This is a genomic window from Cohnella sp. LGH (assembly GCF_017671885.1).
GTDB lineage: Bacteria > Bacillota > Bacilli > Paenibacillales > Paenibacillaceae > Cohnella > Cohnella phaseoli.
Map to the genome: position 1 here is coordinate 1,564,956 of NZ_CP072117.1, position 19,888 is coordinate 1,584,843.

A 19,888-nucleotide genomic window follows, 5' to 3' on the forward strand; every position below is an offset into this window, starting at 1 on the left:
TTTATCGGTTAATAATTACTGGGCAGTCGGTACCGTAATTTCGCCGCTAACGATTTTTTGCTTATACTCTTCGACCTTGTCCAGTACGTCCTGAGGAACGTTTGTCTTGGAAGTTTCAGGCAGGCCTACCGCATCGTCTTTGAGACCGAGCGTCGTGACTTGACCGGCAGGGAATTTGCCTTCGATCATATCTCTGGACACGCTATATACCGCTTTGTCGACACGCTTCAACATAGATGTCAGCGTAACGTCGTCGCCGAATTCGAGCGATTGGTCCTTGTCTACGCCGATAACCCATACTTTCTTGTCCGCAGCCGCACTCTTGTTGCGTTCCTTCGCTTCGTTGAAGACGCCGTTGCCTGTGCCGCCTGCCGCATGGAAAATGATGTCCGCGCCGGCATTGTAGAGCGAGGCTGCTGCCGCTTTACCCAAGTCCGCTTTGTCGAATGCGCCCGTATAGTTAATCTCCACTTTCGCATCCGGATTAACCGCAGCTACGCCAGCTACGAAGCCGAGCTCGAAGCGTTTGATGACCGGAATGTCGATGCCGCCAACGAAGCCGATCTTATTCGATTTCGTCATCAAGCCCGCAACTACGCCGACCAGGAACGAGCCTTCATTTTCGGCGAATGTAATCGACGCCACGTTAGGAGCTTCGACAACGCTGTCGATGATCGCCAAGTGTGCATCCGGGTTTTTGCTTGCTGCGTCCTTTACCGCATCGCCGAGCAAAAATCCGATTCCCCACGTGAGGTTGTAGTCTTCGCGCACGAACTTGTTCAAATTCGTCAAGTAGTTTGTCGCTTCTTTGCTCTCCTGGTATTTGACCGACGCGCCTGTCTCGGTCTCCAGCGTTTTCAAGCCTTCCCATGCGCTTTGGTTAAACGATTTGTCGTTTACGCCGCCAACGTCGGTAACCATCGCGAACTTAAAGCCTTTGCCGTCTATCGTCTCGCTCGGAGACGCGCTCTCGCTTGCAGTCGGCGACGCGCTGGGAGACGCGCTTGGCGACTCGCTAGGGGAAGCGCTCGGGCTTGCCGCTCCGCCGCCGTTGTTGTTTTTTGCTCCGCATGCCGTCAAGGTCAAGGAAGCGACCAGCATAATTCCGGTCAGAAGCTTAGTCGTTTTGTTCATGTTATTGTTCTCCTTAAAGTAAGATTGTCGGATCCCGTTCTACAGCCGCTGAACAACCGCCTTCACCAGCGAGATAAACCTCGGCTTCGTTCGGTTAGCGACTTCGATCACCTGCTCGTGGCTGAGCGGCTCCAGATGTTCGCCGATTGCCATGTCCGTCACGCAGGAAATTCCGATGACCTTCATCGACATATGGCTGGCGACGATCGCTTCCGGCACGGTGGACATGCCTACCGCGTCTCCGCCCATCAAACGAAGCATCGTCAATTCGGCCGGAGTCATGTAGGACGGACCGGTAATTCCCGCGTATACGCCCTGTTTGACGTTAATTCCTAGCGATTGCGCCGTTTCGCGGACAAGCTCGAGCAAATCTGGTGTATACGCTCGGCTCATGTCCGGGAATCTCGGGCCTAACGTGGATTCATTCTCGCCGATGAGCGGGTTCGCTCCGGTCATGTTAAGATGATCCCGGATCAGCATCAGATCTCCCGGTTCGAATTCCGGGTTCATTCCCCCGCAAGCGTTGGTTACGATGAGATGATCGACTCCGAGCGCCTTCATGACGCGAACCGGAAAGGTTACCTCCTGCATCGTATAGCCTTCGTAATAGTGAAACCGCCCCTGCATAGCAATAACCGTCTGATCATGGAGTCGGCCAATTACGAGCTGCCCCGCATGACCTTCGACCGTCGATACCGGAAAATGGGGAATCGACTCGTAAGGAATCCGGACGGCGTCCTCAATGTCGTCGGCAAGCTCGCCTAATCCGGAACCGAGAATCAGTCCGATGCGCGGCTGGCTAGAGATCAAAGCTTGAATATGCATTGTCGCTTCATTCATTCTTTGCAGCAACTGGCCCATTTTTATTTCACCCCCTTTAATAAAGTATAACCCCTATCGCCAATCGCTTTAACGTCGTTACGCATTCGCGTGCACTTCACCGACGATGAGCGAGGGTGGCCTTACCGCTTCGGGTTGAATTGCGATCGACTCATAGATTCGCGCTATCGCTTCCTCCACGCCGACTTCGTTGGCATGGACGACTGCGAGAGGCTCGCCCGCCTGTACCGCATCCCCGATTTTCTTGCGCAGCACGATGCCGACCGATAGATCGATCGGCGACTCCTTCGTCGCGCGCCCGGCCCCAAGCAGCATTGCCGCCAAGCCCATTTGCTCGGCAGCGATCGAAGCCACGAAGCCGGAATCCTTGGCCGGAACCTCGATCAGACGCTTGGCGGTCGGCAGCCGTTCGGGCTCGTCCACAACCGTGGCATCGCCTCCTTGCGACGCCAGGAACGTTTTGAACTTCTCCAGCGCCTTGCCGCTTTCGATAGCCTGCTCCAATAACGCTCGTGCCTCTTCCTTGCCGGAGGCGGCGCCGGACAGGACCGCCATATGGCTGCCAAGCGTCAGGCACAGCTCCGTGAGATCGCTAGGGCCTTGTCCCCTAAGCGTGTCGATCGCCTCCTTGACTTCCAAGGCGTTGCCGATCGCGTTGCCTAGAGGCTGGCTCATGTCGGACAGCACCGCGACCGTCTTCCTTCCGACGCGGCCGCCGATATCGACCATGCAAGCAGCCAGCTCTTGGGCCTCCGACATTTCCTTCATGAACGCGCCGTCGCCCGTCTTGACGTCGAGTACGATGGCGTCCGCTCCCGAAGCGATTTTCTTGCTCATGATTGAACTGGCAATGAGCGGGATCGAATTCACCGTGCCGGTCACGTCTCTAAGTCCATACAACTTCTTGTCCGCAGGCGTCAAGTTGGCGCTTTGGCCGATAACGGCGACGCCGTTGCGATTAACCAGCTCGATAAACTCGTCGTTGCCGATTTCCACGTGAAAGCCCGGGATCGACTCCAGCTTGTCGATCGTTCCTCCCGTATGGCCGAGTCCCCGTCCCGACATCTTCGCTACAGGAACGCCAATGGAGGCGACAAGCGGCGCCAGCACCAGCGTTGTCGTATCGCCTACGCCTCCTGTGCTGTGCTTGTCCACCTTGACGCCCGAGATAGCCGACAGATCGATTGTCTCTCCCGATTCGACCATTGCCATCGTCAGATTCGCTCTTTCCTCCGGCGTCATGCCGCGAAAGAAAATCGCCATGGCCATCGCCGACATCTGATAATCGGGAATCGAACCGTCCGTATACCCTTGGATCAAGAAGCGAATTTCGGCTTCCGACAGCTCGCCGCCGTCTCTCTTTTTCGTAATTAAATCAACGGTTCTCATAGAGAGCCCCCCTCTCCTCAGTACCCTTCGTTCGTTCCGCCCGTGACGATCGCAATCGAGGAGCTCGCTCCCAGCCTCGTTGCTCCGGCCTCGATCAGTTGGAGTGCCGTCTCGAGATTCCTTACTCCTCCGGAAGCTTTAATTCCGAGCTCCGGTCCTACAACGCTGCGAATAAGCGCAATATCCTCCACGGTCGCACCGCCCGTACCGAAGCCCGTCGACGTCTTGACGAAGTCGGCTCCCGCCTCTTTGCAAAGCAGCGATGCCCTTCTCTTCTCTTCATCGGTCAAATAACAGGTTTCGATGATTACCTTCACGGCCGCTTTGCCTTTGCAAGCCTCTACGACTTGCTCGATGTCGCGCTTAACGGCAGCCTCTTGTCCGGATTTCAACGCTCCGACGTTCAATACCATATCGATCTCGGTCGCTCCGGCCCCGATCGCGTCCGCGGCTTCCGCAGCTTTAATCTCCGTTCGACTGGCGCCAAGAGGAAAACCGATGACCGTCGTCACGCCGACCTTGCTGCCGGCCAGCTCCAGCGCCGCCGCTGGAACCCAATACGGGTTGACGCACACGGTCGCAAATCCGTACCTTTTCGCCTCTGCGCAAATACGGACAATCTCCTCTTCCGTGCTTGTCGCCGACAACAGCGTATGGTCGATTGCAGCTGCAATTTGTTCAGGGGTCATATTCAACTCTCCTATAGGTCTGATTTTTTAAGCAAAGCCTTCGCCGTAATTTGATCCGTCACCAGCGTATTGCCGTATTTTCCGCGCAACGCGCCGTAAATGGCGTTCACCTTGGAGGCCCCTCCGGCCACGAGTATGGCGTGCTCCTTCGTACGAAGATCCGCCAGCTCGATGCCGACCGTCCTCTCGTTCAGACTCGGCAGGCAGATTTCTCCGTCCGCGTCGTAATAGCGCGAGCAAATATCGCCGACCGCCCTTGTCTTAATCGTCTCCAATTCTTCGCTGCGCATGTAGTTTGAATTGATCAGCACCGAATCCGGCGTTGGGGCTCCTGCCGTGAACACGGCGACATTGGCGCTTTGCCCCATGTCCATGACTCTGCGAATATGCCGATCGGTCAGCATCGCCTGCTTAACGAGAATGTGATCGACGATCGCGGGCAAATACATGAAATAAGGAGTAACGTTAAACGCCTTGCCGAACAAATGAACGATCTCCGAAGGCGAGATCAGAATGTCCGCGTCGCTGACGCCTCCGTTTAACTGAACGACAAACGAGTTGTTCAGAGACTTTGTTTTCATATGAAGCGCCACCTGGTACATGGTGGAACCCCAGGACGCCCCGATCGTATCCCCGTCTTTGACAAGTTCCATAATGTAGGCTGCGGCGGCTTGGCCGATATATCGCTTCACGACGCTGTCGTCATAAGTCGGTGTAAAGGCGACGACGACATTTTTGAGCTGAAAGCGTTCTCTCAACATACAACGCAGCACTTCGACATCTTCCGTCGGATCTTTGATCTCGATCGTAACGACGCCTTCCGCCTTCGCCTGCTGAAGAAGCCGCGACACGGTCGGGCGGGATACCCCTAGAGCGTCGGCGATTTGATTTTGGCTGTAATCCAGCTGATAGTATAGTTTAGCGGCTTCCACGACTTTCCTGATCTTGTCGTTATCCAACGCAATTCACACCATTCGCAGAGCTGATTTTGAAATTTTGTTCATTTCACCTGAAATTATGTTCTCTCATTCGATATTATAATGGATATAAGCATTCCGCGCTAGGTCAAAATACATACTAAAAAAAGCCGCTGCCCCCGTCGGCGGAGGAGCGGCTTACACCGTCTTGTCGTATTCTTTTATGAAGTCGCGCCTTATTGCGCCAGACGCAATGCCAAATTGTACAAATCCAGATTAAACGTCTTCTTCGTAGAGACGACTTTGTCGATATCCGTCGCCACGAATTCGCCCTTGATGATGCCGATCCCTTTGGCGGAATCCCCTTCGATCAGGCGCTGCACGGCATAATCGGCCAGTCGGCTCGCCAAAATGCGGTCGTTGTGCGTTGGCGTACCGCCACGCTGAATATGTCCAAGCACGGTTACGCGAGGCTCGATGCCGCTGTATTCGATAATGTTCTTGGCGACCTCTTCGCCGGTGCCGGCGCCCTCTGCGACAACAACGATGCCGTGACGCTTGCCCTTCTGGAAGTTGTCCTTCATGCGAAGCGAAATTTCCTTGAGATCGAACGGAACCTCGGGAACGAGTATCGCTTCCGCGCCGCTGGCAAGGCCGGCATACAGAGCGATGTCGCCGCAGTGGCGTCCCATTACCTCGACGACGGACGATCTCTCGTGCGAGGTCATCGTGTCGCGCAGCTTGTTGATCGCTTCCACGACGATGCTGACCGCCGTATCGAAGCCGATCGTGAAATCGGTGAACGCAATGTCGTTGTCGATCGTGCCCGGCAATCCCATCGTCTTAATGCCCAGCCTGCTCAGCTTGTTCGCTCCGTGATACGAGCCGTCGCCGCCGATGACGATCAAGCCGTCGATGCCCTGCTCGCGCAGCACTTCCGCTCCGCGCTGCTGACCCTCCGCCGTCATGAACTCCTTACAGCGAGCCGTCTGAAGAATGGTGCCGCCGCGCTGAATAATGTCGCCCACGCTGCGCAGATCCATCGGTCTCAAATCTTGATTAAGCAGCCCCTGGTAGCCGCGCTGGATGCCGTAAACTTCAATGCCGCGGTACAATGCGCTTCTCACGACAGCTCTAACCGCCGCGTTCATCCCTTGCGAATCTCCGCCGCTCGTCAATACCGCGATCTTCTTAACTGCACTCATCTGTCAAATTCCTCCTCGTCATTCTTAACCTTACATCGCCTTTCTTATCCAATGGCTGTTCAGCCAGAAAAACACCCTCGTCCATGGGCTGCCCTTCATGAGCAGTCTGGCGGTCTTCCGAACATCCTGCTGATCCCGCACTTTAGGATCGGACAAATACAGCGCGACAAGCCCTTCTACGATCATCCGGTGAAAATGCCCGAAAGGCAGCCCTTCGGCGGCCGATCTTGCGGCTTTAACCATACGCTCCATCCGTCCGTTAAGCATTGACTGGTCGGCATAATAGCTGCAGAAGTTCAAATCTCCGCCTTCCCTGTCCTCCGCCTGATCGATCAAATAATCGAGCAAAATGTGCAGACCGCAGATGGACGGGAAATACCGGATACGGATTTCCTTCGCCTGACGCTCTTCCAGCTGTGGATCGCTGGCTGCAAGAAACAGCATAAACATGCCAAGCGTCGACCCCGTCGCTGCCGCAAACTCATTCCACTGCAGCTCGGGATAGAGCGCCGCGTGCTTGTCCCACCAAGCGAGCAATTGACCCTCGCGCTTGGCCGGATCAATATGCTTGTATACTTGAAGATCTCCGTACAGCTGCACCAGCTCGGCCACGAACGGTTGTACCTTAGCGTAGGCGGGTAATTGCGCAGTCCGGCGCTGACATTCCTCAACGAGCGCCGCCAAGTATCCCCCGTCGTCCTGCTCGTCTCGCAAAGCGTAATAGTTGCGCAGGGCAGCTCCCGGGGTGACCGCGTCAAGCATGCTCTGGTGCAGCAGGCGAAAATCGTTCGGATCAAGCGAAGTGCTGCGGTCGCACAGATTGTCCAAATAGTCGCTGATTGTCTGAAGAGCGACGATCAGCGGTATGAGCACATGGCGACTTTCTAAATTGGCAGCGGCGTATACGCCCCCGCCCTCGCAGTGGAACTGCTTGCCGGCTATGCTGTCCAGAGCCTGCTTGCGCAGCTCCGGGTCGGGAATGCCGCCGGCCCTGTCTCGCCAGCGCCCGAGCTCGGCTCTGACCTCCGGCAAAATATACTTGTACACTCTTTTCATTAGAGAAAACGGTCCGCGAGGTGAACGGCCCGCCAGCAACGCTTCTTTGGTCATTTCGTAGGTCCTCCGCAACGCTTTAACCGATATGCTGCTTCGTATGCGGCTCCAGATCTTGCCGGGTGCGGAACCAGATGTTCAGGTCGTTAATCCTGCTCGCCAGATCGGCGATATCCCCGTTGATCAGGCAGGACTCGGCGAAATCGTCTTCCTCGAACAACAGCTGCTGCTTCACTCGAATGACATCCTCCAAGCTTTTGATCCGGTCGGGAATCGTCCCCCGAATCATCTCCCACTTGGACAAAATCGCGACTCGGCATGCCAACGGCAGTTCGTCCCAGTCGGTCTCCAGAGACGGAAGCGCAATGTCGTGCCGCTCGCTGTAAACAAACTGGCGTTCGAGCCAGCGCTCGTCTATCCGCATCTTAATCACCCGGTCTCCGTCTGACAAAGCCTCAAAATTTGCTTTATTCTTTAATTTATCATTTTGCAGAGTTGAAATCCAGCCTAATTCTTCGAAAATGATCCCCGAATGTTCCTCTCAATCTGCTATAATACTACCTATCTCGACAAACACACGACAAATGAAAGCGAGCTTCGCGAAGGAGCCCCCTATGCCGCCAAGTAACGAGCCCGTCTCGATGAGACGGCTTTTGCTGTTTTTTATCCCGATGGGAATTTCCGCTCTGTTGATCAACCTGTCTCACGTCATTATCAATGGAACGCTGGCCAGATCGGACAACCCCGAGATGGTGCTGGCCGGATATGCGCTGGCGATGAGTCTGCTCATTGTTACGGAGAAGCCGGCCGTGCTGTTCCGTCAGACTTGCTCGGCGCTCGTACGCGACCGCACCTCTTTCCGCGCCGTCCGACGCGTCAGCTTCTATGTGTTCGGAGCATCGCTTGCGTTCGGCGCGCTTATCGCTTATACGCCTGTCGGCCATTGGGTATTCGGGGGCGCCTTCGGGGCGCCTCCGATCGTAGAAGAAGGAGCGATCCACGCTTATTACGCCCTGATGTTCCTATCGGTATTTTCGGGTATCCGCTGCCTCTATCAAGGGGTTATCATCTATAAAATGAGAACGAGATGGCTGACGATCGCGATGGTATTCCGGCTCGGCGGCATGTTCCTGCTGTCCCAATACTTCCTGCGGGTCGGCGTCGACAGCGCGCTGCAAGGAACGATCATCTTCGTATTCGGCATGATGATCGAAGCCGGCGTCAGTTGGTGGGAAGCGAACAGGCTCGTTAAGCAGCTGCCGGAAAAAGACGAGGAATGCGAGATTACGGAACCGAAGCAGGTGGCCAAGTTTTACAACCCGCTTCTCTATTCTTCTTTTATCGTCGTTTGGGTGCTGCCGATCTTGAACGCCCTGCTCGGCACGACCGATCGCGGCACGCTCGCAGTCGCATCGTTTGCCGTAGCCGGCAGTCTGATGAATCTGATGCTCGGCTTTTTTACTTATTTTCACCAAATCGCCCTGTTGTTCGTCAAGACCAACCCGGACATTGTGCGGAAGTTCACGCTGATGCTCGGTTTTATCCCGTTCGTATTGCTGTCGATCATGGCGTTTACGCCGGTCGGCGAGTGGATGTTCTCGCATGCGCTCGGAGTAAAGGACGAATTGCTGACGGCTTGTATTCACGCCCTGCGCGGCTTCCTGCCGTTCGTGCTCGTCTTCCCTTGGCTGGACACGCTAAACGGTGTGGTCATGGCCCACGGAGAGACGAAGCTGATGTTCGGCTCGCAAACCGCGAACGCGGCGTTAACCTTGCTGACGATTGTACTGCTCGCGCTGCTGCTGCCTGCTTGGAGCGGCGTGCTGGGCTCCATGGCGCAATCCGCCGGAGTCTTCGCGGAGGTGCTGTTCCTGGCGTGGCTTTTTCGCCGCAGCCGTCGCAGCGTCAGGCTGACCGCCGAACATCAAGGATAGGAGATTTCAACCATGAACAACAGCTCAGCCATGCGCGGGCAGCTCTTCGTGCTGCGCGCTCTCCAATTCGCCAACTATGCCGGAATGGTGCTTCTGATCACCTACTTCCCGCTATATTTCGAAAGCCTGGGCTTCTCCAAGCTGCAGATCGGAGCGATCTACTCGGTCGGACCGTTCCTGTCCATCGTGTCCAATCTCGTCGTCGGCATTATCAGCGACCGCACGAAAAACCTGCCCCGCATCTTAAACGTTCTGTATCTCGTGCAAATTCTGGCGCTCGCGCTGCTGCTGCCGCAGAAGGAATTCGGCATGATGGCCGGCATTATGGCGCTGTTCTACTTGTTTCAGACGCCGAACAACTCGATGCTGGACAGCGTCTCCCTGCTCGCCGCCGAACGGATGAAGATCAGCTTTCCTTCGATCCGAATGTTCGGCTCGCTCGGCTACGCCGTCTGCGCCGTCCTATTCGGGTATGTGCTGAAGACGTTCGGTTCGGACTTGACGATAGGGCTGATTCTCGGCGTTGTCCTTGTCTCACTTGTCTTCTCCTTCTTCGTCGGAGACTACCAGGCTACGCTGCGCAAATTCGAGTTCAGCGGGCTATGGGAGCTTCTTCGGCGCAAAGAGACGCTCGTGTTCTTCGGATTGATTATGGTCATTTCGGTAGCCCATCGCACAAACGAGGGCTTCCTGTCCGTAGCGATGCGAGAGATCGGGGCCGACGACTCCGTCATCGGGTACGCCTCGCTTGCCTCGGCGGTCAGCGAAATTCCGATGTTTTTCCTGCTCGCCAAGTTCGGTCACCGGTTCCGCGAATATCCGCTGCTCGCGATCGCCAGCGCGTTCTACGTCATTCGTCTGTCTTTGCTCAGCCTGGCCGACCAGCCCTGGATGATGGTCGCCCTGCAGATGATGCACGCCATTACCTTCGCGATCTTCTACATTACCGCGCTGCGCGGTTTGCAGTCGCTTATTCCCGACGAATACCGCTCGTCAGGCCAGGCGGTATTCGCCGTCGTCTGGTCGGGTTTGGCCGGCGTCATCGCCGGAACGCTCGGGGGCTGGCTGTACGATTCGTTCGGCCTGTCGCGCGTCTTTCAGACCGGCGCCGTCTTTGCCCTGATCGGTACGATCGGCTTCCTTGTCGCTCATGTTCGCCGGCGATAACCTTCTTGCAAATCAAAGAGGCTGTCCTCAAGCAACTCTGCTTGGGGGACAGCCTCTTTCCATCGTTTATATCAGCCCGTCTCGGCTTGAGTCGCCCACTCGGTATCCGTCTCCTTGCGCACAAGAATTCGGGATATCCGCAGATGGTCGGTCTCTTCTATCGTAAACCGGAATCCTTCCTCGGCGACGACAAATTGGTTTTTCTTCGGCGGGTTCTCGATCTGAGAATAAATCCAGCCTCCGATCGTGTCGTAATCGTCGGTGGGCAGATCAAGCCCGAAGAAGCTGTTCACCTCTTCGATAAGCATCATGCCATTGATGGAGTACGTATTATCTTCACGCGGCTCCACGTCGGGGCGCTCCTCGTCGAATTCGTCCTGAATTTCGCCGACAATCTCTTCCATAATGTCTTCCAATGTAACCAGTCCCGAAGTTCCGCCGTACTCGTCGATCAGAATCGCAATCTGCGTCTTCTTCTTCTGCATCAGCTTCAGCAGCGCGCTGATCGGCATACTCTCGGGCACAGTCGTCATCGGCCGCAACAGATCGCGAATGTCCAGGATGGCGTTATCCGGCACCTTCAGCAAATCTTTAATATGCACAAAGCCGATAATGTTGTCTTTGTCTCTCTCGCACACGGGGTATCTCGTATGCATCTCGCGCAGTGCGATCGCTCGGTTCTCTTGAAAGCTCAAATTGCCGTAAAGGCAGCTCATCTCGGTTCGCGGAATCATAATCTCCCGAGCGTTCGTCTCCGAGAAATCGAAAATATTATCCATTAGCGTAAGTTCGGTATTGTCGATTAATCCGCTCTTATGGCTTTCCTGCACTAGAATCCGGATTTCTTCCTCCGTATGCGCGGTGGAAGTATCCTCCTTGACATCGATGCCGAACGGCTTCAGCAGCATGCCTGCGGTACCGTTAAGCAGCCAGATGAACGGGCTCATCACTTTGCGGAAAAAAATCATCGGACCGGCCGTCAGCAACGTAATCGTCTCTGCTTTGCGAATTGCGACCGATTTCGGCATCAATTCCCCAAGCACGATATGAAGCACCGTGATAAACGAAAAACCGATGATAAAAGACAGCGGATGAACCAGATTCTCGTTAAGATGTACGGCTTGGAACATAGGCTCAAGCATGCGGGCGATTGCGGGTTCGCCGATCCAGCCCAATCCGAGCGACGTCAGCGTAATGCCGAGCTGGCAGGCTGACAAATAAGCGTCCAGATGACCGATCAGATGAGAAGCCGCAGTTGCTCTCTTATGCCCCTCCTGCACCAACGTATCGATCTTCGAGCCGCGCGCTTTCACCATGGCGAACTCGGCAGCTACGAAGAAGCCGTTCAGAAAAACCAACACGAAGATCAAAAGCAAATTCACGCCTAACGGAAAGGGGTCAGGGTCCAAATGTTTCCTATCCTCGCCTGAAGCGGAGAGGACAGGTACACCTCCTTATCGAATAAAAAGTATAAAAGCTGAAAACTCTATTCCTTAAGCTTAGACGGTTTCTCGCCCTCCGTCAAACGACGATAGACCTCGTAAACCGCCGTAGTACCCATCTGTATTCGTCGCAGCCTGCCACCTATGCCGATTTTTCGGGCGTAAAGGCCGGATATCCCCGATTCCAACGAAAAAAGCTTGTTGCTTCAGGCAAAATCCACTTTTTCCTGAAAATCTCCAATTTGTACGCGTATCGCTCCGTCTATCCCCGTCTTCCTCTGCGCTTTAACTGATTTTGCCGGATTTTATCTTCCATCCCCTGCTCGGTCGCCTCGTAAAAAACGCTGGAAGACAGCTTGTCCGGCAAATAACTCTGTTCGACGTAGTGGCCGGGATAATCGTGCGGGTACTTGTAGCCGTCGTGGCCGAGCTTCTTGGCCCCGCTGTAGTGCGCATCCCGCAAGTGCAGCGGAACCTCCGCCGACCTGATCGTATCGAAGGCCGTCATCATCTTCCCGATCGTCACGGCGATCGCGTTCGATTTCGGACTCTCCACGGCGAACAGAATCGCCTGAGCCACAATATATTTGGACTCCGGCCAGCCGATGCGGTGATAAGCTTCCATGGCGCTGACCGCCTGTACCATCGCCTGCGGGTTGGCCAATCCGATGTCTTCGCTGCAGGCGACCGTCAGTCGCCGCAGGAACACCATCGGGTCCATGCCCAGCTTCTCCACCGCGTATAGAAACCAGAACAAGGCCGCATCGCTCGAGCCCCGCACGCTCTTGTGGAACGCGGACAGCACATCGTACTGCGTCGATTCGTCGGCTTGTACCGACGGTTGGCGAATCGATTCCACCGCGATATCCAGCGTTACGCGGACGGTTCCGTCCAGCTCCGAGGGCGTCGTCACCGCGGCCAATTCCAGGGCAGTCAGCGCTCGGCGTATGTCGCCGTTAGCCATCGATGCGATATGCTCCAGCGCCTCTTCATCCGCCTGCAGCTTCATAAAGCCAAGTCCTTTGGCCGAATCGGCCAAAGCCCTGCGCATTGCCGCAAGCGAATGCTCCTTCGTGAGCGGCTCCAGCCGGAACAGCGTCGAGCGGGAGAGCAGGGCTCCGTTCACGGAGTGGAACGGATTTTCCGTAGTGGCCCCGATGAAAACGATAATGCCCCGCTCTACGGCCGGAAGCAGCGCATCCTGCCTGGCGCTGTTGAATCTATGCACCTCGTCAATTTTTTTACGTGGCAACTGTCTACATAATTGTCTACGCTATCCTTATGTCCTTATTCAAAAAATCACCTAAAACTAACCAATGCATAAATATTCAATGCATATAATCAGCCACTTTTAACACTTTAACGACTTGAGATTGCATTAATAATCTTTGACCTAGTTTCCTTTGAACAAATGGAATCCCCAAACTTGATACCGTCATCAATTACAGCTGGGCTAATAAATCTCCCCAACGCTAATAGTTCATCGTTAACCTCCTGATTATTGTACAACAATTTCAGAAATCTGTTTAATGCACTAATGAGTACATCGGCTGACTGAATCCATGGACTATCTTGCGAATTGTGAAATTGGATTTGTTTTAAATGATTGAATCCCATCAATATATTGGTTCCATCCGTAAGCCGATATTGGAAGTCAGTAGCCTCCGAATAAAGCCTGTAAACTTCTTTGTAACCCTCTTCATAAGCCCTTGTCTTATCATGAACGATTGTCAGACGATATTTATTGAGTCTCGCGTACCCTTCAAGGTGATTTACGAATGCAATAAATGCAGGAACATTTAAACTGGCAGCTGCCTGATTCGGCAGGAAATCAACTCTTGTCCCTCGTTCTAAAGAACAAATTTCTTCGATTGCATTCGTAGCCCCTAACAATTTATTTGCTAAATCGTGTTCATGATTGGCTTTGAGTTCTTCGCACAATCCGAATAAACTTTGTTCCAACAACTCTACCTCTAATAATCGGTAAGCATGCGCGAATTGTTTAAGCGTATCAAATGACAATTTATATACTTTTTCGGCAAGTTCCTTCTTCATTATGTTGTCATATGTATAGCGATTCGTCACTTTATTGTTATATGCAGGGTCAAGAAAAGTCTCAATAACTTTAGCAGCTATGCAGTATTTCTTCTCCGCAAGAACCATCGTTGGTTTGCATCCCATTGCTACCATCGTATCAAACATTTCATTAAACTTTGTTTGATTCCGTCTGTTTCCAGTCAAATTCGTTCCCTTAAGTTCCCCGTCAACGCGCAGGTCAGTAGCAACTTCCCTAACCAAAGAAGAATCGGCTATTTTGGAATTTGGTATTATCCAGCCTCCCACTATGTAGAATGGTTGGTCTAAGTCCAGATAATTTGCCCCGCTATTCCCTGCTTCGTCCACAAATACGGTAAACTGTCCCTCATGAGCAAGGCAACACTTCTTATATTTTAGTCCGCTATTACATGGACATGGTTCATTACGACTTATTACTGTCATACATGACTCCCTTTCGCGCTACAACTACAGAAGGAGAATATTCCCCTCGTTATTTTATTATCTTAGCCAATGAAAACTAGGCTGAATTCCTTTCGGAATCCAACCTTAAACTATCTATTTGAATCGTGGAATTAAACTAATCAAGTCAGAAAACTCTTTTGTATTATGAGCTTTCTCTAGTTTCAAAGCAGGGAAGTCCTTAATTAATGTCAGGATTTTTTGAATGTGAACATTAGTTGGTTTTCCTAAAAAATGTTTGGCTAATGTTCGTATACGAGCGTCAGGTTTTGTTCTATCTAAGTCAAAGGTAAACTCAGAGTCAGCCATTAGATGAATAAACTCAATGATTTCTGCTTCACCAAAAGCCATAATATATTTCTTATAATAAGGCAACGCGCCTTCATCCACACCTTCTCGATAACCAAGTCCGTTACCAATGAAACATTTGCAAATAACTTTGACCCAGAGGGTTCTAGCCGCTCTCGGAACAGCACCCGAAGGTGGAAGAGATTCACCAAGCATCATTGCATGGGGATGCTCATTATAAAAGTTATTCATGCCACCATGCGCACTTTTTAGCATTTCAAGTTTTTCAATAAGCTCACCAGCCAAGCTGTCTTCATCTTTAAATGATACACCCTGGACAATGACTAGAAATTCATCGGTTGCATCTTTCTTTGGCACATCACCATTTTTACGGTATACGCCGAATCTCGAACCGACATCATACTTCCGATTGTCTGAACTTGCATCCCATACATGTTTTGCAAGCTTTCGAATATTATCTTTTGGAATAGCCGTTACCTTTGGGTCAGTGAACATTCCAAAAATACTCCAAAGAAAATCATCAATCCGCTCCTGGGGCAACTTAGCTACTTCCTCGCCAATATAAACAAAATCATCATCGGGAATATTAACCGTTCTAATGTTGTCAAGGAGTCGCTTAATTGTAACCGCAGATACGTCTGGAGTTGCTGTAATGGCATATCTAATTGCATTTTCAAGCCATCCCAACATCTCATATCCATTAATGTCATTGTCATTTGGATGAGCAGCACTAGCATGGTTTCGCATGTAGTTAATGAATTCAAGCTTTTTGTATACAAAATCAGTTATGATGCCGATACGCCGACACGTTTCCAATGTGTCGTGTTCACTAACTTGCTCTAAATCCTCGGGTTCAGATAAGCCTTTATATCGTGGATTAACCTTCTCCGCAACGGAATAGTAGTAAGCTAAGTCAAAATCAGTTACCAATTTCCGTAATGCATTTACTGTCTCGTTCCAAAGGTAGTTTAATGCGCTATCAAAAAGACCAATAGTAATAGCGACAGCGAATTTGGTTAGATAGGAAGCTCGCTCACGCTCTGACATTGGCAAATGGGATAATGCATTGCCTAGTGAATCTATAACTTTCCTTCGCTCCTCAATTGGATATAAGATATTATCCGTTGGTAAGCCTAAATTTTGAAGGTATCCAGAGAGTGGTGCGTTAAAACTGGAAATTGATTGTTGCAATTGTGTTGTTGTATCCTCAACAACGATGCTTTTTTCTTCTTCTGGTTGCATAAAAAACTCCTTTTGAAAGTAATCATTTCGACAAGGTCGATAAGTCAAAAGACCCAAAAGAACAGCGTCTTTAATTGTATTCTCCTTAAAGTCTTCATTTCCTTCCACACTAACAAAGTTCATATACATGTTTAATGTGTACTAGAAAACACCCCTCCCACATGGGAAGGGCTGCTGATGTAATCAGCTTTCGCTGATATAAAAAAAGCACATGGGAAACTCAATCAGCTATTCGTTTGTGATAAATGTTGCCAATTTAATAAATTCTTCGAATTTAATAAGATGCTACTTCGATTAACTTGCGAATATCCTTATCCACTAATGAGTAGAAAACCAACTTTCCTTCTTTTCGATGCTTTGCAATACCAAGCATCTTTAAACTTCTTAAATGATGTGATGTTGTCGCCATAGTAGAGCAAATAATATTAGCCACATCACATACACATAATTCATCCTCTTGGCATAATGCGTAAACAACCTTCAGTCTCGTTTCGTCACACAGAATTTTAAACATTTTGACCATATTTGATATTTCATCTTCCTGAATGGATTGCTTTACACGTCTGACCTTATGCTCATCAAAGCATGAGACATTACATATGTCATTTGATTTAATACTCACTTTATGTAACCTCGCTTTATAATATAATCAAACATTCATTTGATTATATCCTAAACCATTACAAATCATTTTGAAATATGAAATACACTAATAAGCTGCAACACATTCAACTCCAGTATCCAATAGATGAGAAACAGACATTTCACAACCCTAACGTATAAGAGCCAACCCCTGATGTTCAGTTCAATCATACTCATATCAGTACCTTACCCTTACCTTCAATAGGTGTAATACTCATTTCATGTTTCCACTTGCTACCTCATTAAAATCCAGCTACAATTAATTTAGCACTCAAACACCTTGATTGCTAACAATGAAGCAAAGGGGAATGATTAAATGTTTAAGTTCAACCTTGACTGGGAAACAAGCGAACGTGCAGGTGCTGGAGGTATGTTTCAGGTTATCTCTATTAAAGATGATGACGATAATGATGTAACTGACCAATATAATATTGACGCTGGAATGCATTATTCGTCTTTAAGAGAAGTTATTATTGAAATGGGTCTTGACCCTGATAAGGTAGACTACGAGGAAGAAGAATAGTCTTTTGGGGGTGGCGGCTGACTGTCACCCCAGTTTATATTCATTTTCTTCAGTTCATACAATGCATCTTTAATGATTCTTATTTAACATCAAGGCATGTTCATCATTTATTAATACTGTTCATTAATACAAATAAATCCCGCCTTTATGGACATTGAATCCATAGAGGCTTATATTTTAAATCTAAATCTATCCACCATCATAATTAGGGAGCCTTATAAAATGGATAAATCTCAAAGTGCAAAAGCTGGTCATTATGAAATCATTGGTGAGACTTATGCAAAAGTGGAGTTTTTCGAGCAAGGATGGAATCCTTACAGCAGATTCTTAGATATTGACAAAGTAGATTTGATTTTACGTAAACGAATAGAAAACAAAACAGTATTTAAAGAAATTCAAGTTAAATTCGGAAAATTACATATTGCAGCAACTGAATTTGAACAGAAGTTTTTTGATTTTACATCGTGGAAAATCACAAATCCAAATGAGTTCGATAACTATATTGACAACGACAACTTATTTATCGTTTATGTTTTATCAAAGCCAAACCAATACGAAGGAGATATTTTCATATTTCCTGTTAAAGAATTCTCAATTCTTTTAAAACAAGCTATACCCAGTAAGGAGAAGGTCAAGTTATATATATCCCATTCCATTAATGAAGATAAGTGGTATATTCGTAAGCTATCTAAATTCAAAGCATTGGATGATACATCAGTGGTAGATGTGACTCAATACAGGAGGAACTTCAATATTTTGACCTAGATACATTAGAATTTGATTCTATAAAAACAGACACCACTTTGAATTGTGGTATCTGCTTCTTCTTAAATCATAGATTCTGCCCCAAAAAATGGTTCAGACTCTAGATTTAACTTAGAAAGCTTCTTATGAAGCATCTTTATCAAATCCACTTGCCTAGTTAAAGCAATTCTTAAATCATACCCACTCATCAATAGGATAGACTTATCTGGGTTCTGTTTAATTAAGTCCACAACATGAGATGACCAACCGTTAACAGAAAGGAATACTCCCATCGTCTGCTTGCCTGAACGTAAGACTTTCCCGGATAACGAGTCCAAATCTCTTATGCCTGAAACTTGAGTCGTCCATTTCATCTCCACAATATAATGCCATCCATCAAGTTTAAAGGCTCCATCAATTTGTTCACCACTATCATTACGTCTAAAAGCCTGTACAACTGTAAGCTGTTCAGTTAAATCATACGTATTAAACAATCTGTTAACGATATCTTCAAGCATGACCCCTCTTAATTGCGGATTCGCACTTTTTCCTGAAATACTATCAAAGGCAAGAAGTAGCAATGGCAATTGCTTGGCTAGTTCTTGTTCTTTTTGCGAAGCTCTTTCTAACTCAGTTTTCTCCTTAGCCTGTTCCCTTTTCCTAGTTTCCTCTTTCTCCAAAATTTCTAGGACTCCAAGTACCTCTCTTGCCTTTTGAACAGTGGCACGGGCTTCATATTCATCTTTTGCTATATGGAATTGATTGAACTCAGATGCTGTCTTAATGATTGAATGCATGATTTTCTCATAGCTTGGATGAGTTTCAATTTCAGAAATAATTTTCGAAGCAATCTCTCTCTTGGTCAACCATTTTCCTGCATCATTTTTCTGTTTGGTTAGCGATTGAAAGTAGTTTTTGTTAATTCCCGCTGGTTTTAGAATCAGTTCATACATCGTGCCTTTTATATTTACAAGTGTTGCAATGATTTCAATAACCAATTTCTTTGTATCGGCTGACTGATACATCATTATCCAATCACTTCCTACAAGTATAATCAAGAATGAAATTCTATAATTATGACACAACATTAATTGTCTACTATTTCCAATAGCACGTCAACTCTAATTCCCTTATAAAGACCTTTTGTAAATATCTTTAATGAATCCCAAACACATATTGCATACATACAAATCAACTAAACCAATGATAAAATTTTTTCTTGATATAGAAAAAACGACTCCATCGAGTCGTTTTTATGCCTACTTTACTTTTAAGGTTTGTTCAAGATGATTCATTGCATTTTCCTGCTGACCTTGAATGAGGTCATACACATAACCTGTTGAGTAGAATAATGAGAAGCCACACAACAACACCAATGCCACCAACACATGATATGGTTTCGTTGTAATTTTTACGGTGTGGCGTATGAAAAATGCTGTCACTCTGTCATTGTACGCACGATTCAAGTTAACAGATAGCATGTGTATTAATAACACGAAAAGAAGGACATTGGGCAGTAGGCTTAAAATATAACCCATTCCAACAATACCAAACCTAGCTACTCCTTCAATACCCGCTGTACTGAAAAATTCAGATAAGCTAAGTGTAGATATTAACGAGGTATCCTGTTTAGACATGACAACCAGTTGAATACAGTCGAACGCCAAAATGCCAATCAGTTGCAATGTCCATAAGCGATTTAAGTTATCATAACTGTTGTTTCTATACAATTTAACAGCAACGGTCAAAGTGCCTACAACGCCAATGATAATTAAACTCGTCATAAAGCTCATCAGTTCTGAATGATACTTAACGTATAAATAGGATAATACGATTGTAACAACAGCCATAACACCAATAATAGAGTTATCATCTTCTTTTGATTTACGGCTATTATCTGGTCTTCTTCTAGTTCTCTCTGGATAATTAACAACAACTGTTTGGGTTATGTATTGCACACTTTCTCGGACAGTCGTTTGATTGTTAATTCCATCGTTCCTACTTTTTTGAGCCAAAATCAAACCAGCGATTAAACCAATCAGAATGTCCTTCACCATGTCTATCCAGTTATGTTCTAGATAGTTTACTAACCAAGCAACCATGAAACCTCTCCTAATGTTCGAATGAAGAGTGGGCTATGA

At 48.9% G+C, this 19,888-nt stretch carries 18 protein-coding genes and 1 pseudogene; 4 read left to right on the forward strand and 15 right to left on the reverse strand.

The window, feature by feature from the left end; translation table 11 throughout:
- Positions 1-15: 15 nt before the first annotated feature.
- The 8 genes from J4772_RS06200 to J4772_RS06235 form a co-directional block, all read right to left on the reverse strand.
- Entirely contained in the window at positions 16-1,134 is a 1,119-nt protein-coding gene (locus J4772_RS06200; RefSeq protein WP_209074566.1) for a BMP family lipoprotein, read from the reverse strand.
- Between the two features lie 39 nt (positions 1,135-1,173).
- Entirely contained in the window at positions 1,174-1,995 is an 822-nt protein-coding gene (locus tag J4772_RS06205) for a purine-nucleoside phosphorylase (protein WP_209074567.1), read from the reverse strand.
- A gap of 57 nt (positions 1,996-2,052) precedes the next feature.
- Positions 2,053-3,363, reverse strand: coding sequence for a pyrimidine-nucleoside phosphorylase (locus J4772_RS06210; RefSeq protein WP_209074568.1), 1,311 nt, complete (start codon positions 3,361-3,363; stop codon positions 2,053-2,055).
- Positions 3,364-3,380: 17 nt separating this feature from the next.
- Positions 3,381-4,052 carry a deoxyribose-phosphate aldolase gene (gene deoC / locus J4772_RS06215; protein WP_209074569.1) on the reverse strand — a complete coding sequence of 224 codons (672 nt, stop codon included), beginning with the start codon at positions 4,050-4,052 and terminating at the stop codon, positions 3,381-3,383.
- A gap of 11 nt (positions 4,053-4,063) precedes the next feature.
- Positions 4,064-5,011 carry a DNA-binding transcriptional repressor DeoR gene (locus tag J4772_RS06220; protein ID WP_209074570.1) on the reverse strand — a complete coding sequence of 316 codons (948 nt, stop codon included), beginning with the start codon at positions 5,009-5,011 and terminating at the stop codon, positions 4,064-4,066.
- A gap of 194 nt (positions 5,012-5,205) precedes the next feature.
- Positions 5,206-6,174 carry a 6-phosphofructokinase gene (pfkA, locus tag J4772_RS06225; protein ID WP_209074571.1) on the reverse strand — a complete coding sequence of 323 codons (969 nt, stop codon included), beginning with the start codon at positions 6,172-6,174 and terminating at the stop codon, positions 5,206-5,208.
- A gap of 30 nt (positions 6,175-6,204) precedes the next feature.
- Complete coding sequence (locus tag J4772_RS06230) at positions 6,205-7,284, reverse strand: tetraprenyl-beta-curcumene synthase family protein (RefSeq protein ID WP_116059078.1); 1,080 nt, start codon at positions 7,282-7,284, stop codon at positions 6,205-6,207.
- A gap of 22 nt (positions 7,285-7,306) precedes the next feature.
- On the reverse strand, positions 7,307-7,651 hold the full coding sequence (locus J4772_RS06235; RefSeq protein ID WP_209076987.1) for a hypothetical protein: 345 nt from the start codon (positions 7,649-7,651) through the stop codon (positions 7,307-7,309).
- Between the two features lie 190 nt (positions 7,652-7,841).
- Here J4772_RS06235 and J4772_RS06240 point away from each other — a divergent pair, with 190 nt between their 5' ends.
- Both J4772_RS06240 and J4772_RS06245 read left to right on the forward strand, forming a co-directional pair.
- Positions 7,842-9,161: a multi antimicrobial extrusion protein MatE gene (locus J4772_RS06240; RefSeq protein ID WP_209074572.1), complete on the forward strand. Its 1,320-nt coding sequence runs from the start codon at positions 7,842-7,844 to the stop codon at positions 9,159-9,161.
- Between the two features lie 12 nt (positions 9,162-9,173).
- The gene (locus J4772_RS06245; protein ID WP_116059081.1) at positions 9,174-10,328 is read left to right on the forward strand and encodes an MFS transporter; all 1,155 of its coding nucleotides are present in this window, start codon (positions 9,174-9,176) and stop codon (positions 10,326-10,328) included.
- Positions 10,329-10,399: 71 nt separating this feature from the next.
- Here the strand turns inward: J4772_RS06245 and J4772_RS06250 are convergent, their stop codons facing one another.
- From J4772_RS06250 to J4772_RS06270, 5 genes and pseudogenes are all read right to left on the reverse strand, one after another.
- Positions 10,400-11,698, reverse strand: a complete 1,299-nt coding sequence (locus J4772_RS06250; RefSeq protein WP_371822826.1) for a hemolysin family protein — start codon at positions 11,696-11,698, stop codon at positions 10,400-10,402.
- Between the two features lie 334 nt (positions 11,699-12,032).
- Positions 12,033-13,007 (reverse strand): annotated as a pseudogene (locus J4772_RS06255) (replication-associated recombination protein A); the annotation flags it as partial.
- Between the two features lie 122 nt (positions 13,008-13,129).
- Complete coding sequence (locus tag J4772_RS06260; protein ID WP_209076990.1) at positions 13,130-14,269, reverse strand: SEC-C domain-containing protein; 1,140 nt, start codon at positions 14,267-14,269, stop codon at positions 13,130-13,132.
- A gap of 114 nt (positions 14,270-14,383) precedes the next feature.
- On the reverse strand, positions 14,384-15,838 hold the full coding sequence (locus J4772_RS06265) for a hypothetical protein (RefSeq protein ID WP_209074574.1): 1,455 nt from the start codon (positions 15,836-15,838) through the stop codon (positions 14,384-14,386).
- 274 nt (positions 15,839-16,112) lie between these two features.
- A complete protein-coding gene (locus J4772_RS06270; RefSeq protein ID WP_247741172.1) occupies positions 16,113-16,454 on the reverse strand; it encodes an ArsR/SmtB family transcription factor in 342 nt (113 codons plus the stop codon).
- 342 nt (positions 16,455-16,796) lie between these two features.
- Here J4772_RS06270 and J4772_RS06275 point away from each other — a divergent pair, with 342 nt between their 5' ends.
- Together J4772_RS06275 and J4772_RS06280 are read left to right on the forward strand one after the other, a co-directional pair.
- Entirely contained in the window at positions 16,797-17,003 is a 207-nt protein-coding gene (locus J4772_RS06275; RefSeq protein ID WP_209074575.1) for a hypothetical protein, read from the forward strand.
- Between the two features lie 222 nt (positions 17,004-17,225).
- Positions 17,226-17,768: a hypothetical protein gene (locus J4772_RS06280; protein WP_209074576.1), complete on the forward strand. Its 543-nt coding sequence runs from the start codon at positions 17,226-17,228 to the stop codon at positions 17,766-17,768.
- 62 nt (positions 17,769-17,830) lie between these two features.
- On the opposite strand, the gene J4772_RS06285 is transcribed toward J4772_RS06280, so the two are convergent.
- Complete coding sequence (locus J4772_RS06285; RefSeq protein WP_247741036.1) at positions 17,831-18,775, reverse strand: hypothetical protein; 945 nt, start codon at positions 18,773-18,775, stop codon at positions 17,831-17,833.
- Between the two features lie 231 nt (positions 18,776-19,006).
- Entirely contained in the window at positions 19,007-19,849 is an 843-nt protein-coding gene (locus tag J4772_RS06290) for a hypothetical protein (RefSeq protein ID WP_209074577.1), read from the reverse strand.
- Between the last annotated feature and the right edge of the window lie 39 nt (positions 19,850-19,888).

Coding starts and splice junctions, on each gene's coding strand:
- J4772_RS06200 (WP_209074566.1), bottom strand. CDS start 1,134: ATGAACAAAACGACTAAGCTTCTGACCGGAATTATGCTGGTCGCTTCC.
- J4772_RS06205 (WP_209074567.1), bottom strand. CDS start 1,995: ATGGGCCAGTTGCTGCAAAGAATGAATGAAGCGACAATGCATATTCAA.
- J4772_RS06210 (WP_209074568.1), bottom strand. CDS start 3,363: ATGAGAACCGTTGATTTAATTACGAAAAAGAGAGACGGCGGCGAGCTG.
- deoC (WP_209074569.1), bottom strand. CDS start 4,052: ATGACCCCTGAACAAATTGCAGCTGCAATCGACCATACGCTGTTGTCG.
- pfkA (WP_209074571.1), bottom strand. CDS start 6,174: ATGAGTGCAGTTAAGAAGATCGCGGTATTGACGAGCGGCGGAGATTCG.
- J4772_RS06230 (WP_116059078.1), bottom strand. CDS start 7,284: ATGACCAAAGAAGCGTTGCTGGCGGGCCGTTCACCTCGCGGACCGTTT.
- J4772_RS06235 (WP_209076987.1), bottom strand. CDS start 7,651: ATGCGGATAGACGAGCGCTGGCTCGAACGCCAGTTTGTTTACAGCGAG.
- J4772_RS06240 (WP_209074572.1), top strand. CDS start 7,842: ATGCCGCCAAGTAACGAGCCCGTCTCGATGAGACGGCTTTTGCTGTTT.
- J4772_RS06245 (WP_116059081.1), top strand. CDS start 9,174: ATGAACAACAGCTCAGCCATGCGCGGGCAGCTCTTCGTGCTGCGCGCT.
- J4772_RS06260 (WP_209076990.1), bottom strand. CDS start 14,269: ATGACAGTAATAAGTCGTAATGAACCATGTCCATGTAATAGCGGACTA.
- J4772_RS06265 (WP_209074574.1), bottom strand. CDS start 15,838: ATGCAACCAGAAGAAGAAAAAAGCATCGTTGTTGAGGATACAACAACA.
- J4772_RS06275 (WP_209074575.1), top strand. CDS start 16,797: ATGTTTAAGTTCAACCTTGACTGGGAAACAAGCGAACGTGCAGGTGCT.
- J4772_RS06280 (WP_209074576.1), top strand. CDS start 17,226: ATGGATAAATCTCAAAGTGCAAAAGCTGGTCATTATGAAATCATTGGT.
- J4772_RS06285 (WP_247741036.1), bottom strand. CDS start 18,775: ATGATGTATCAGTCAGCCGATACAAAGAAATTGGTTATTGAAATCATT.
- J4772_RS06290 (WP_209074577.1), bottom strand. CDS start 19,849: ATGGTTGCTTGGTTAGTAAACTATCTAGAACATAACTGGATAGACATG.